The organism is Ruegeria sp. AK11 (assembly GCF_056541095.1).
The window spans coordinates 838,692-851,348 of sequence record NZ_JBQFXU010000001.1; the positions used below are offsets into that span (position 1 = coordinate 838,692).

At 56.7% G+C, this 12,657-nt stretch carries 16 protein-coding genes and 1 other RNA gene; 5 read left to right on the forward strand and 12 right to left on the reverse strand.

Annotated elements, in window-relative coordinates; all coding sequences use genetic code 11:
* Positions 1 to 17: 17 nt before the first annotated feature.
* Positions 18 to 251 carry a sulfurtransferase TusA family protein gene (locus ACR0D9_RS04200; protein ID WP_480481072.1) on the reverse strand — a complete coding sequence of 78 codons (234 nt, stop codon included), beginning with the start codon at positions 249 to 251 and terminating at the stop codon, positions 18 to 20.
* 106 nt (positions 252 to 357) lie between these two features.
* On the opposite strand from ACR0D9_RS04200, the gene ACR0D9_RS04205 reads away from it, so the two are divergent.
* The 4 genes from ACR0D9_RS04205 to ACR0D9_RS04220 all read left to right on the forward strand — a co-directional run bounded on the left by ACR0D9_RS04205 (position 358) and on the right by ACR0D9_RS04220 (position 4,676).
* Positions 358 to 1,110 carry a cytochrome c biogenesis CcdA family protein gene (locus tag ACR0D9_RS04205; RefSeq protein ID WP_480537808.1) on the forward strand — a complete coding sequence of 251 codons (753 nt, stop codon included), beginning with the start codon at positions 358 to 360 and terminating at the stop codon, positions 1,108 to 1,110.
* A 62-nt stretch (positions 1,111 to 1,172) separates the two neighbouring features.
* Positions 1,173 to 2,375 (forward strand): hypothetical protein, encoded by a 1,203-nt coding sequence (locus tag ACR0D9_RS04210; RefSeq protein ID WP_480537809.1) that lies wholly within the window; start codon positions 1,173 to 1,175, stop codon positions 2,373 to 2,375.
* Positions 2,372 to 3,721 (forward strand): cytochrome P450, encoded by a 1,350-nt coding sequence (locus ACR0D9_RS04215; RefSeq protein ID WP_480537811.1) that lies wholly within the window; start codon positions 2,372 to 2,374, stop codon positions 3,719 to 3,721. The genes ACR0D9_RS04210 and ACR0D9_RS04215 overlap by 4 nt, the downstream gene beginning before the upstream one ends.
* Positions 3,722 to 3,794: 73 nt before the next feature.
* Complete coding sequence (locus ACR0D9_RS04220; protein ID WP_480537813.1) at positions 3,795 to 4,676, forward strand: fructose bisphosphate aldolase; 882 nt, start codon at positions 3,795 to 3,797, stop codon at positions 4,674 to 4,676.
* Positions 4,677 to 4,679: 3 nt separating this feature from the next.
* On the opposite strand, the gene ACR0D9_RS04225 is transcribed toward ACR0D9_RS04220, so the two are convergent.
* The 4 genes from ACR0D9_RS04225 to fumC are packed head-to-tail and all read right to left on the reverse strand — an operon-like array spanning position 4,680 to position 7,130.
* Positions 4,680 to 5,282, reverse strand: a complete 603-nt coding sequence (locus ACR0D9_RS04225; protein ID WP_480537815.1) for a DNA-3-methyladenine glycosylase I — start codon at positions 5,280 to 5,282, stop codon at positions 4,680 to 4,682.
* Positions 5,283 to 5,341: 59 nt separating this feature from the next.
* The gene (locus ACR0D9_RS04230) at positions 5,342 to 5,563 is read right to left on the reverse strand and encodes a ribbon-helix-helix domain-containing protein (protein WP_267364385.1); all 222 of its coding nucleotides are present in this window, start codon (positions 5,561 to 5,563) and stop codon (positions 5,342 to 5,344) included.
* Positions 5,560 to 5,736, reverse strand: a complete 177-nt coding sequence (locus ACR0D9_RS04235; protein WP_480481060.1) for a DUF4169 family protein — start codon at positions 5,734 to 5,736, stop codon at positions 5,560 to 5,562. The genes ACR0D9_RS04230 and ACR0D9_RS04235 overlap by 4 nt, the downstream gene beginning before the upstream one ends.
* On the reverse strand, positions 5,736 to 7,130 hold the full coding sequence (fumC, locus tag ACR0D9_RS04240) for a class II fumarate hydratase (protein ID WP_480481058.1): 1,395 nt from the start codon (positions 7,128 to 7,130) through the stop codon (positions 5,736 to 5,738). The genes ACR0D9_RS04235 and fumC overlap by 1 nt, the downstream gene beginning before the upstream one ends.
* Before the next feature lie 206 nt (positions 7,131 to 7,336).
* Between fumC and ACR0D9_RS04245 the strand changes: the two genes are divergently transcribed.
* Positions 7,337 to 7,900, forward strand: a complete 564-nt coding sequence (locus ACR0D9_RS04245) for a hypothetical protein (RefSeq protein WP_480481056.1) — start codon at positions 7,337 to 7,339, stop codon at positions 7,898 to 7,900.
* Positions 7,901 to 7,927: 27 nt separating this feature from the next.
* Here the strand turns inward: ACR0D9_RS04245 and ACR0D9_RS04250 are convergent, their stop codons facing one another.
* From ACR0D9_RS04250 to ACR0D9_RS04280, 7 genes are all read right to left on the reverse strand, one after another.
* Positions 7,928 to 8,389 carry an SspB family protein gene (locus ACR0D9_RS04250; RefSeq protein WP_480481054.1) on the reverse strand — a complete coding sequence of 154 codons (462 nt, stop codon included), beginning with the start codon at positions 8,387 to 8,389 and terminating at the stop codon, positions 7,928 to 7,930.
* A gap of 76 nt (positions 8,390 to 8,465) precedes the next feature.
* The gene (gene chrA, locus ACR0D9_RS04255) at positions 8,466 to 9,719 is read right to left on the reverse strand and encodes a chromate efflux transporter (protein WP_480485710.1); all 1,254 of its coding nucleotides are present in this window, start codon (positions 9,717 to 9,719) and stop codon (positions 8,466 to 8,468) included.
* The gene (locus ACR0D9_RS04260) at positions 9,716 to 10,531 is read right to left on the reverse strand and encodes a chromate resistance protein ChrB domain-containing protein (protein WP_480537816.1); all 816 of its coding nucleotides are present in this window, start codon (positions 10,529 to 10,531) and stop codon (positions 9,716 to 9,718) included. Before ACR0D9_RS04260 ends, chrA begins: the two co-directional genes overlap by 4 nt.
* Before the next feature lie 131 nt (positions 10,532 to 10,662).
* The gene (locus ACR0D9_RS04265) at positions 10,663 to 11,094 is read right to left on the reverse strand and encodes an ester cyclase (RefSeq protein WP_209503996.1); all 432 of its coding nucleotides are present in this window, start codon (positions 11,092 to 11,094) and stop codon (positions 10,663 to 10,665) included.
* 99 nt (positions 11,095 to 11,193) lie between these two features.
* Positions 11,194 to 11,540, reverse strand: a transfer-messenger RNA (tmRNA) gene (ssrA, locus tag ACR0D9_RS04270).
* A 36-nt stretch (positions 11,541 to 11,576) separates the two neighbouring features.
* Positions 11,577 to 11,939 (reverse strand): DUF4345 family protein, encoded by a 363-nt coding sequence (locus ACR0D9_RS04275; RefSeq protein WP_480537818.1) that lies wholly within the window; start codon positions 11,937 to 11,939, stop codon positions 11,577 to 11,579.
* Between the two features lie 65 nt (positions 11,940 to 12,004).
* Positions 12,005 to 12,655: a hypothetical protein gene (locus tag ACR0D9_RS04280; protein ID WP_480537820.1), complete on the reverse strand. Its 651-nt coding sequence runs from the start codon at positions 12,653 to 12,655 to the stop codon at positions 12,005 to 12,007.
* Between the last annotated feature and the right edge of the window lie 2 nt (positions 12,656 to 12,657).

Sequence of the window (12,657 nt, forward strand, 5' to 3'; positions counted from 1 at the left end):
TTTTTTATATCATTAAGTCAGTCGGATTTTTGGATCAGATAGACCTGATGTTCGCCATCCAAATCCTGAGACAGCAATGTGTGGCCAGCTTCGGCGCAAAAATGCGGGACATCGATGATGGCTGCCGGGTCATCAGCCAGTACACGCAACACAGAACCTTGCGGCATGGATTTCAGCCGTTTGCGGGCCTTGAGGACGGGCAGGGGGCAAAGAAGGCCCAGCGCATCCAGCGTATCTGTAATCTCTGACATGATTTTCGGGATAGGGCGTAGTTGTAATATTGTCCAGATTCCAAGCACGAGGATGTGACTCATTGGCCCCGTGACGGACCGCCAATCATCACTTATGTGCTTAGACATGTTCGGAATAGAAATCATAGACGCGGGGCTGCTGCCCGCCATGTTTGTTGCCCTGCTGGGTGGCCTGATCAGCTTTCTGTCGCCTTGTGTGCTGCCCATCGTGCCGCCCTATCTGGCATATATGAGCGGCGTCACGATCAACGAAATGCAGGATGAGACCCGCGCCCGGCGCAAGGCAACCATGTCAGCGCTGTTCTTTGTGTTGGGCCTGTCGACAGTTTTTCTGCTGTTGGGTTTCACTGCATCTGCCTTCGGGGCGTTTGTGCTGCAAAATCAGGTACTTTTCGCCAAACTGTCCGGTGCCGTTGTCATTGTCTTTGGTCTGCATTTCCTGAACGTCTTCCGCATCCCCTTTCTGGACCGCGAAGCGCGGATCGAAACCGGTGATTCCGGTGGTTCGGTCTTTGGTGCTTATATTCTTGGATTGGCCTTCGCATTCGGCTGGACGCCCTGTATCGGGCCCCAACTGGGCGCGATCCTGTCCCTTGCGGCGACCGAAGCCTCGGTGGCGCGGGGCACGCTGTTGCTGGGTGTCTATGCGGCTGGATTGGGTATTCCGTTCCTGCTCGCAGCCATGTTCCTAAACCGCTCTATGACGGTGATGAACCGGATCAAGCCCTATATGGGTGTGATCGAAAAGGTCATGGGCGGGCTGCTTCTGTTCGTGGGCATCATGCTGGTGACAGGCTTGTTCACCCGCTTCAGCTGGTGGTTGCTGGAAACCTTCCCGGCACTTGCGAATTTCGGCTGAGCGTCTGCCCCCCTTACCTTGACCTAAAGCCTGCGTTAACCTGCGCGGCAGAAGGTAAAGGCATGAGCAGTCAGAGAAATCAGTCACAGGTGCGCAAACGCCGGGTGTTCTACATCCCCGGTTATGACCCGATGCCGCCGCGACGATATCGCGAGCTTTACCGAACCGAGTCGCAAGCGCAGGCCCGGATTTCGGGATATGAGATCGCCATGGCTCCCAAGTCCGCGGAGGGTCTGTTCGGCTGGTCCGTGACGTCCATTCAGGACGGTGCGTCCGTCGAGACGGAGATCGAAGTTCTGGTCTGGTCAGACATCGTGCGCGACAGCATGTCCGCGTCGATCCCTGCAACCTATGCGCAATTGGCCCACACGGCGTGGATATACATTTCGACCGGCGCTTTATGGCGCCTGATGCGGTTGCGCAAAGGCCCGGTGATTGCGGCGCTCTATCCGGTGGCGATGTTGGTGTCTCAGCTGCTGGTTGCGTGTGCAGTCGTGTGGGCATGTGTGGCGATGGCTGGCAGGTGGGGTCTGTTTCCGGGTATCGCCGTTGGGGTTGCGCTGATGCTGTGGTTCCGCAAGATCGACAACCGGTTGTTTGCCTACTACCTGATGCATGATTACGCCTATTCCGCACAGTTAAAGGGGGAAACTCCGCTAAAACTGAAGGACAGGCTGGCCGCATTCCGCAAAGCGATTGAAGCCGCGCTGATATCCGGTGTGGATGAGGTTCTGGTGGTGGGCCACAGTTCGGGTGCGCATCTGGGGGTGTCTGTACTGGCCGACCTGATCCGCGACAGGGCCGTGCCGCAACAGGGGGCAGAGTTGTCGTTCCTCAGCCTGGGGCAGGTGATGCCTATGGTGTCCTTTCTGCCAAATGCGCATGGCCTTCGGTCCGACCTTCAATTCCTGTCTTCCAGTCCGGACATCACGTGGGTCGATGTCTCGGCCCCCGGGGATGGCTGCGCATTTGCGCTGTGTGATCCGGTGGCCGTTACAGGGGTGGCCGGGCCGGACAAACGCTGGCCCCTTGTCCTGTCGGCGGCCTTTACGCAAACTCTGGCGCCTGAACGTTGGAAAGCCCTGCGCTGGCGGTTCTTCCGGCTGCATTTTCAGTACCTTTGCGTATTCGATACGCCGGGTGTTTACGACTATTTCCGAATTACGGCAGGCCCTTTGACGCTGAAACAGCGGTTCCTTGGGCGCACACCTTCGCGCAGCCGGATTGAGACGCCTGTGTCCAAATACACGTCGGTTCGCCCATGAACCCGCCCAAGCCCCAGCCGCGCGCAGACAAGGTATCCCTATTGCGTTACCTGAAACTGTTTCGTCAGGATCTGCTGTCTGCACAGCCAGCGCGCCTTTATCGCGCGTGGATGGCCGAATTCAGGACACCCTTCTTCCGGTCCTTCCTGGTCAATGAACCGGACCTGATTGACATCGTCCTCAGGAAAAGCCCCGAAGATTTTCCTAAATCGGGCCGGATCAGCGAAGGCCTGCGCCCCTTGCTTGGAAATTCGGTGTTTCTAACCAATGGAGAGACGTGGAAATGTCAGCGACGCATCATTGACCCGGCATTTGAGGGCGGGCGGCTGAAAGACACGTTTCCCGCCATGCTGGCCGCAGCAGACGCTTGTGTTGAGCGGTTGCGCCCCCATGTCGGCAAACAGATCGAAGTCGAAGAACAGACAAGCCACGCCGCAGCAGATGTGATTTTTCGCACCTTGTTTTCGGTGCCGATCGACCACGCCATAGCCAGCAAGGTGTTTGAAAAGTTCCGCAACTACCAGCGCGAACAACCTCTGCTGAACCTTGCAGCTTTCGTTCCGCTGCCCAAATGGATGCCTCGGTTCCACTCCCGGACGACACGGAAAAACGCCGAAGACATTCGTAACCTGATCACTGACCTGACCCATGAGCGGGCAGAGGCGATCAAGGCCGGAACCGCCCCCGATGATCTGGCAACCAAGATCATGACAACCGCTGACCCTGAAACCGGTCAGTTTTTCGGGCCCAAAGAAATGGTTGATCAGGTCGCGATCTTCTTTCTGGCAGGCCATGAAACCAGCGCATCGGCCCTGGCGTGGACATTGTATCTGCTGGCGCTTTATCCCGAATGGCAGGAAAGGATTACTGACGAAGCTGCCGCTCTGGACGACCCGACCTTTGCCTCGGTTTCCAAACTCAAGATCAGCCGCGACGTGTTTCGCGAGGCACTGCGCCTGTACCCACCGGTTCCCATGATGGTGCGAGAGGCCAAGTGCCCACACCAGTTCCGAAACAGAGACGTTCCCAACGGGTCACAAATCGTAATCAGCCCCTGGCACCTGCACCGTCACGAACGGTTATGGGACAATCCCGATGGCTTTGACCCGACCCGCTGGAACAGTGAAAACGGCAAAACATGCCAGCGTAAGGCATATATCCCGTTTTCCGCAGGTCCCCGCGTCTGTACCGGGGCCGGGTTTGCCATGGTCGAAGGGCCGCTGATCCTGTCGATGCTGGTGCGGAATTTCAAATTCGAAACAATCAGCGGCAAAACGCCGGTTCCGGTGGCCCATCTGACCGTTCGATCCAGGGATGGCATATGGTTGCGGCTGGTTGAGCGCTAACAAACTACCATCGGTCCTGACTGTGATGTATGCGGGGGAAGACATCGGAATCATCATTGAACGGGAAAACATTATGGCCAAAGCAGAACAGCGCGCGCAGATGATCAACGGCGCAGGCTTTATCGCGGCATTGGATCAAAGCGGCGGCTCGACCCCGAAAGCTCTGGCGTTGTACGGCGTTGACGCGTCGACCTACGGCTCGGACGCTGAGATGTTCGGCGAAATTCAAAAGATGCGCGCGCGGATCATTCTGGCAAATGACTTCACCAAAGACAAAGTCATCGGTGCGATCCTGTTCGAACGCACCCTTGGTGAAGAGATCGAGGGCCGCAAAGTCGCTGATTACCTCTGGTCGGTCAAAGGAATCGTGCCATTCCTGAAAATCGACAAGGGCCTTGAGGATCAGGCCAACGGTGTTCAGTTGATGAAACCGATCCCCGGTCTGGCCGACACGCTGGCTAAGGCAGAAGGCGTGTTCGGTACCAAAGAACGTTCGGTCATCCACGAGGCCAATGCCGAAGGCATCGCGGCCGTGGTTGCCCAGCAATTCGACGTTGCCCGTGAAGTGACTGACGCCGGAATGGTTCCGATCGTCGAGCCTGAGGTCAACATTCATTCAGAAACCAAGGCTGAGGCCGAGGAGATTCTGAAAGCTGAAATCCTGAAGAACCTCGACCAGCTGGGTGAGGGGCAGGAGGTCATGCTGAAGCTGACGATCCCGACACAGGCAAACCTGTATGACGAACTGGCCGACCATCCTCGCGTTCTGCGCGTTGTCGCGCTGTCAGGCGGGTATTCGACCGAAGAGGCCTGCAACCTGTTGGAACAGAACGGCAAAATGATCGCGTCTTTCTCGCGCGCACTGACCGAAGGTCTCTCGAAACAGCAGTCGGACGCCGAATTCAACGCCGCTTTGGGCGGCAATATCGACAAGATCTTCAAAGCCTCTGTCTGATCCTCAGACAGGTTTCGTGAAAGAGCGGCGCAACTGTGCCGCTTTTATTCTGCTGATACAGCCTTTGGCATGGTCATTGACCAGCCCCATGGCCTGCATGAACGCAAACACCGTCGTGGGGCCAACAAATTTCCAACCCCGTTTCTTGAGGTTCTTCGACATGGCCACCGACTCGGGCGATGTTGATGCCGATTGCGGGGGCGGCGGGGTTTCCGCCTCATACCGCCAGACATAGGCTGCCAGCGATCCTTCTGACGCCACCAGTTCCTGCGCGCGGCGGGCGTTGTTGATCACCGCCTCGATCTTGCCCCGGTGGCGAATGATCCCATCATTTTGCAGCAGACGTTCAACATCGGCTTCAGAGAACTCAGCCATCTTGTTGAAATCAAATCCGTAAAACGCTTCTCGGAAATTCTCGCGCTTGTTCAGGATCGTGCGCCAGCTAAGACCCGATTGAAAACTTTCCAGGCACAGTTTTTCGAACAATCGCTGATCATCCGAGACCGGAAACCCCCATTCGTTGTCATGATAGTCAAAGAATTCCGGCGCTGCCTGGCACCAGGAACACCGAGGTTGACCGTCAGGTCCCAATACCGTGTTACCCATGAATGTACCCCTTTTGTTCCTTGAGGACGTTATACCCAACAGCCAAGATCTGACAAGCGTTAAACCTTGTCTCGGTACCAGTTCAGAATAAACACGCGAATAGCCGAGGCCAATCCGGTTTCCGGGTCGCGGTCAACATCAATTTGCGCGGCCAGTGCATTGATTGGCTGATCTTTTTCTTTCGCAATGTCGCGAAATGCCCGCCAGAACTCATCTTCAAGCGAGACTGATGTCCGGTGTCCTTTGAGGGTCAATGAACGTTTTATCGGTCGACCGCTCATTCATCCAGCTCGTGATTGTCAAGGTCACGCCTCTGCTTGTCCTGCTGAAGCCTGACGATTGTTTTCTCGGACTTGGTGCGCCCAAAGGCGACGGCATTCTGGTCTGCGCGGGCCTTCTTTTCGGCCCGCGCCTTTTCTTTTCGATACCGGTTCAGGTTGACCGGCTTGCCCATCAGTCTTTCGGGCCGATCATCTGTTCGGGGCGCACAACGGCATCAAAGGTTGCCTCGTCCACAAACCCCAGCGCAATGGCTTCTTCCTTGAGGGTTGTGCCGTTCTTATGCGCGGTCTTGGCGACCGTGGTGGCGTTGTCATAGCCGATGGTCGGGGCCAGCGCCGTCACCAGCATCAGCGATTCCTTCATCAGCTTGTCGATGCGCGGCTCATTGGCCTTGATGCCCAGCAACATCCGCTCGGTAAAGCTGTCGGCAGCGTCGCCCAACAACTGGATGGATTGCAACAGGTTGTAGGACATCATCGGATTATAGACGTTCAGCTCGAAATGGCCCTGACTGCCTGCAAAATTCATCGCGGCGTTGTTGCCCATCACATGCGCCGCAACCTGTGTCAGCGCCTCGGCCTGGGTCGGGTTCACCTTGCCGGGCATGATGGACGAGCCGGGCTCGTTCTCGGGCAGGATCAGTTCGCCAAGCCCCGAACGTGGGCCAGAGCCCAGGAAACGGATGTCGTTGGCGATTTTATAGCAGCTGCCCGCGATGGTCGCCAAAGCCCCGGACATAAAGACCATGGCGTCATGGGCGGCCAGCGCTTCGAACTTGTTCGGCGCAGTCACGAAGGGCAAGCCGGTGATCTGCGCCATATGGCCTGCAACCGCTTCGCCCCAACCGTTTTGGGTGTTCAGGCCGGTGCCGACGGCGGTGCCGCCCTGCGCCAGTTCGTAGATGCCGGGCAGCGCTGCGTGAACGCGTGCAATCCCCTGACGGATCTGGTGGGCATAACCGCTGAATTCCTGCCCCAGTGTCAGAGGCGTTGCATCCTGCGTATGAGTCCGGCCGATCTTGATGATGTCCTTGAACTCATCAGCTTTCTGCTCAAGACCAGAGGCCAGCTTTTCAAGCCCGGGCAGAAGGACGTCACGAACACTCATCGCTGTGGCGATGTGCATCGCGGTGGGAAAGGTGTCATTCGACGACTGACCCATGTTGCAGTGATCGTTCGGATGCACGGGGTCTTTTGAACCGATGACACCGCCCAGAATTTCGATGGCGCGGTTCGCGATGACCTCGTTCGAGTTCATGTTCGACTGGGTGCCGGAACCCGTCTGCCAGACGACCAGCGGAAAGTTGTCGTCAAACTTGCCTTCGATCACCTCACCCGCGGCCTGAATGATGGCATCGGCAATCCTGGCATCCAGTTTTCCGGTCGCCTTGTTCTCCATCGCGCAGGCTTGCTTGATCACGCCCAGCGCACGCACAATGGCAATGGGTTGTTTCTCCCAACCGATCGGGAAGTTCATGATCGAACGCTGCGTTTGCGCGCCCCAATACTTGTCGACAGGAACCTCGAGCGGGCCAAAGCTGTCGGATTCGGTGCGGGTCTGAGACATCTGTCACTCCGTCTGGTATGCTGTTGTATGCCGTTTAGCCGCAGCCAAGCTGTGACGCAATCGGCCAGTTGCGCGCACCTTAAACCCAAGGGCGTCAAAGGTATAGGCGCGGGGTGCGTCACTTTTATTGTTATCGTCGGGGAATGTGCCATTGTGCGCGGCCCCCTCTCAGCTACAATAGGTTCGTAGCCGCCTTGGAGGACAAGATGTCGAATTTCCATCGCATTACGCTTGAAAAAGCGATCGTGTTATTTGCTGTCTGTGCTTTGTGGCTGTCTGTTCTGGGCGCATCTGCGCGCGCCGCGGACATTACCCCGTTCCTGGGGGATTATGTGGGCTCGGCAAATGTCGTGGATGCGGACGGAACCTCAACCCCGCGGGATATGAGCGTTTCCATTTTCGAGACCAAAAACGGGTTCAACGTCAGCTGGCAAACCACGACCTACAAGCTGGACGGGCGGGTAAAAGAACAGCAGTTTTCCATCGACTTCGTGCCCTCGGACCGCCCGGATGTATTTTCGGCCGCAATGAAACGCAACGTGTTCGGTCATGAGGTTCCGCTGGATCCGATGAAAGGTGAACCCTTCGTCTGGGGGCGTATCGAAGGCGAAACGCTGACGGTGTTTTCGTTGTTCATTGACGTTGACGGCGGATATGAATTGCAGCAGTTCGACCGAACCCTGGCCGAAGACGGGCTGAACCTGTCATTCTCGCGCTTCATAGACGGTCAGAAATCCCGATCTGTCGAAACATTTCTGATGAAACGCTGAACCCCGCGCAGGGCGGGGCTCAAAGGCTTATTTGCGGAAGCTGTCCAGCGACACGACATCGGCGTCGTGATGCGCCTGTTCTTCCTCTTCGACTTCGATCAAGTCCTCTGCAACATAATCGTCCTCATCTTCGTCGTCCGGGCTTTCGAACCGCAGTCCAAATTCCACCGATGGATCGACAAAGGTCTTGATCGCGCCATAGGGGATGTAAAGCGGTTCCGGCGCGTCTCCGAAATTAAGGGTAATGGCGAATCCGTTCTCTCCGACCTCGAGGTTTTCAAACCAGTGTTGCATGACGATTGTCATTTCTTCCGGATACCGGTCGCGCAGCCAATCGGCGATATCCACGCCATCTTCGCGTGTGTCGAAGGTAATGAAAAAGTGATGCGCTCCGGGCAGACCGGATTTCGATACATCCGTCAGCACAGTCTTGATAAGCCCGCGCATGGCGGTGTGCATCAGGTTGCCATAGTCGATGCCTTGCGACATGTGTCATCCTCAAAAGTGGTTAAGCTCAGCATAGGGGTTTTGTTCGGAAACGAAAGGGCAGGTATGATCGGATTGATCAGATATTATGCGCAACCAGCCCTGCCAGTGACATCAGAACCAACACTGTTCCGATCCCCAATTTTAGTCGAAATATCAATATTCCAGCAATAAAGGTTAACGCAAGCGCCGGGATGTTGAGCGAAGACACTTGGGGCACGGGTATTGCCGCCGGACCCAAATTCATGTCTGGCACCGATTCGAAAAGAACGTTCAGGGCAAACCACACGGAAAGGTTGAGAATCACTCCGACAACAGCGGCGGTAATGCCGTGAAGGGCGGCAGACAGGCGGGGGCGTGTGGCCAGACGGTCAAGGTAAGGGGCCGTCAGGAAAATCCACAGAAAGCAGGGCACAAACGTTGCCCATAGCGCAACAGCGCCCGCAGCAAGCGCCAGTGAGAATCCACCGTTGATCTGTCCCGCCAGCATGGCGACAAACTGTGTAACCAGTATCAATGGCCCAGGGGTGGTTTCTGCCAGCCCCAATCCGTCGATCATCTGGTCTGCACTGATCCAGTGGTACTGATCCACAACCGTTTGCGACATATAGGCCAGAACGGCATAGGCGCCGCCAAAGGTCACAACAGCCAGCCGGGCAAAGAACCATCCCAGATCGCTGAGCAATTGGTGGCCGCTGAGTGTTAACGCGACAAGCGGCCCCAGCCAAAGCGGCAACCAGATCGCTATCGTCCGGGCCGAGCGGGCAAGGTGCGGCGTGTCCTGAGCCGCGGTTTTCCCGATGGGTCCATTATAACGCAAATACCCCCAAAGGGCCGCGATCAAAATGATCAGGGGGAAGGGCAGGTTGAACAGAAAGATCGACAGAAACGACAGACCCGCGATGACACGATGCTCCGTATCCGTCAGCGCCTTACCTGACAGCTTGCGCAGGGCTTGCAGGACGATCACAATGACGGTCGCCTTGATGCCGGTAAATGCGGATTGCACCAGTGGAACGTCGCCGAATGCTGAATAAAGCGCGACCAGAACAGTAATGACAAACGCCCCCGGCAACACGAACAGGCTGCCCGCAATCAGCCCGCCCGCGACGCCGCGCAAACGCCAGCCTGCGTAGGTTGCTAATTGCATTGCCTCGGGACCGGGCAGCAACATGCACAAGGAAAGCGCGCGCAGATAGGTCTGTTCATCCAGCCAGGGCCTGTGCTCGACCAGTTCCTGATGCATCAGCGAGATCTGGGCAGCGGGCCCCCCAAATGACAACAGGCCGATCCGTCCGAATACCTTGAAAAGGTCCAGTGTCGAAGGTTTCATGCGCCATGACCCGATGGCCAGTCATGCTTTTCATCAAACCCGTCGCGTGCCCAGCGGAACAGGGCATCATAAAAGTGCAACCCGGCTTCAAGCTGAGCATGATCATCGCGATACTGGCGGGACAAACCGACCGAGAACGCCAGCAACCCAGCGGCTTCCGGGGCCAGATCATTCTGGTCGGTATCCGCAGCGCGAATGATCCGGGCCATACGCTCAAGCGCCTCGGTTCGCAGGTGAAATGCCCGGATCATCGTGTCAAATGTGCAGCCGCTGTCCCGATGCGTCCAAAATGTATTCGGAACGTCAAAGGGGGTGGCACCAAAGTGATCAACGACTCCCTGAACTTCTTCCGACGCGACGAAAAGGAACCGTGCATTGCGATCGACAAACCGGCGGATCAGCCAGGGGCAGGCGATACGGTCAATTTTGGGCCTTTGACGCGTAACCCACAATGTGCTGCCGTCAATGCGCGCCGGCAGAATCGACTGTGGGACCAACGGCGCCTCGCGCTGTTCGTGCCACCCTTCAAACCCGCCTTCCAGATGTTCGGCGTTTTTGCCCATCCCGCGCAGCCAGGACGCCACCCCTTGGCTGAGCTTTTTGCCCTTGTGGCAGATAATTACACAAGGGTCGTCGCCAATCAGACGACTCATCGCGTCAAGTTCCGTGTGCGGGCAGCGAATTGACCCCGGAATCAGCCGCGGATCGTCGCTGAAATCCGCATCGGTGCGTATATCGATCAGAACCGGCGCCCGAGGCGTTCCGATCAATCGGCTCAATTGGGTTGGTGTGATGGCGTTAAGAGCAGCCATAGCATGTCTCCTTTAGTCATTCGGATCCATGCGAAGCTTGGGCTGACGCCTCACGGGGTGTTCGCAAGCTGACCCCCTGCATCAGTGCTACCGCGCAAGAACGTAGGGGGTCAAGTTTACGGTTTGAACCGTCAGGCCCAGTCGAGCCTCTGACCGGTCATGCACACCGGAAGGGTGTCGGCAGGAAACTGACCCATCTCTTCAAAAAACGAGATGAAATCGAAATGATTATACGCTTCGACCATCTTATTGTTTTTGAACCGGGCCATGACCTGACCGGTGACCTCCAAAGGGGCACCATTATCGGCCCGGCACGTCTGCACATGCAGGATGGCGGATACCCAATCGCCATTCTCGATGATCTTGGGCAAATCCACCTTGATATCCCCCAGGACATGGCGAAATGCCGTGACGAGATCCCGAAAATCGTCTGCACCCACCTGCATTTCGGGGATCAGCCCCTCGGCCATGGTTTCTGGCGCAAAGAACTGATCGATTGCCTCGGTGTTTCCGTTTTCCCAAACCTCAGAATACCAGGATCTGAGTATCTCTGAATTCGTCATCCCAACGCTCCTGTCCAACTGCGAACACGATGGCAAAAAGGAATGAACAAACTCTGAATCTGCGCAAGGGCGGCATAAATATCAGACATATTGGGGGGAAGTGCAGGTTTCTGTTGCCAGGTACCTGCGAACCCCGCCTTACGCGGCTAGGCGCAAGGACTTAAGTTTCGGTCTTGTTACTGCTTACGCAGCAACTGCAACCGGAGCACGATTGTCGTTTGCAATTGTACTGTTTTCGCCGGTAACGGTGGCAGACAGCCGAGACAAAGCTTACCCCTTTAGACGTTCGTCGATCCTGTTTCGGCCCCGTGATCCTCAAACGAAGGATTTTGGTGGAGCCGCCGGGTACCGCCCCCGGGTCCGATCCGCTTATTACGAGCGCGTTTATGTCCATAGTCCCGAAGGACACCTCATATATAGGTGAGGAGAGCTGCGGATGCAAACCCAGAATACACATCTTGGACCGCTTTAATTACAGCACGTTATGCGGCCCTGTTGAAGTTAGCGGCGATCAACCATATCGCCAGCACCAGTTCGATTCCACCAAAGGTTGCTGCCTTCACAAAAGGCGGGTTATCCAGCGCCAGTGACAGGAAGCGGCCCAGTGCGGCCCCGGCATAGACAATGCCCAGCATTGTGTAGGCCATCGGAGCATTCAGCCAGATGACAGCAATGCCCGAGACCACAAACAGCCCTCCGACCGAAGCGCGCAGCTCGCTCAGACCCATGGTGCTGTTGGTAGGCGCAAGATCCAGCGCGTTGGCGGTATGAACTGGCGCCAGAAAGCCGAACAGGCCAAAACCGATTGTCAGCAACGCGGCAATGACATTCAGGGTCGTGATCATCCGGGCCTCATTGAATTGTAATATCAGCACCTGAGGATAGTGTGTTGCGGCCCAAAGGAAAGCGATTAAACCGCCGACCACAGCCCCAAAAGACCAACTAAAACAAGGCTGAGCGCCCAGATGAGTTCCAGGTTGAACCAGCTGCGGGACAGGAAACGCAGCCCCAGCCAACGATAAACAGCGAAGGCCAGAAACCCTCCGCCCAGAACCATGGCGGCGGTATGCAAGGCCGCAACTCCCAGAACCAGCAGACCGTTTGTTGTCATGATTTTGGAGATCGCCTGATGACCGGCATCCAGTTCATCCAACTGGCACAGACCAAGATAGATCGGAACCAGCATAAGGGCGGCCCCGTGGGCAAGCGCCACGAGAAACGACCACAGTGCCAGTTTGCTGGGCGGTATGCGCGACAGAAAACGGGGATGACGGCGAGTGATCGCAATGTATAGCCCCATCGCGATGACAATCAACGCAGCCCCGATGCGGATTTCCCGTTGATTGTCGACCAGAACGGCCATCAGCGCAAAAGGCAGAAGGACACCCAGCATGGCAACAAAATGCCCGCCGGCCAAAGCCGCCAGCGCGCGCCAGAGAGCGGATTGGCGCTGCTCCATCAGGGCCGAGGAAACCGCCAGCGGCCAGCCCATCCCGGGGTTCAGCCCGTGATACGCGCCGCTCAGAACAACGGCCAGCCAAAGGCCAGCCGTTGATGTCATCA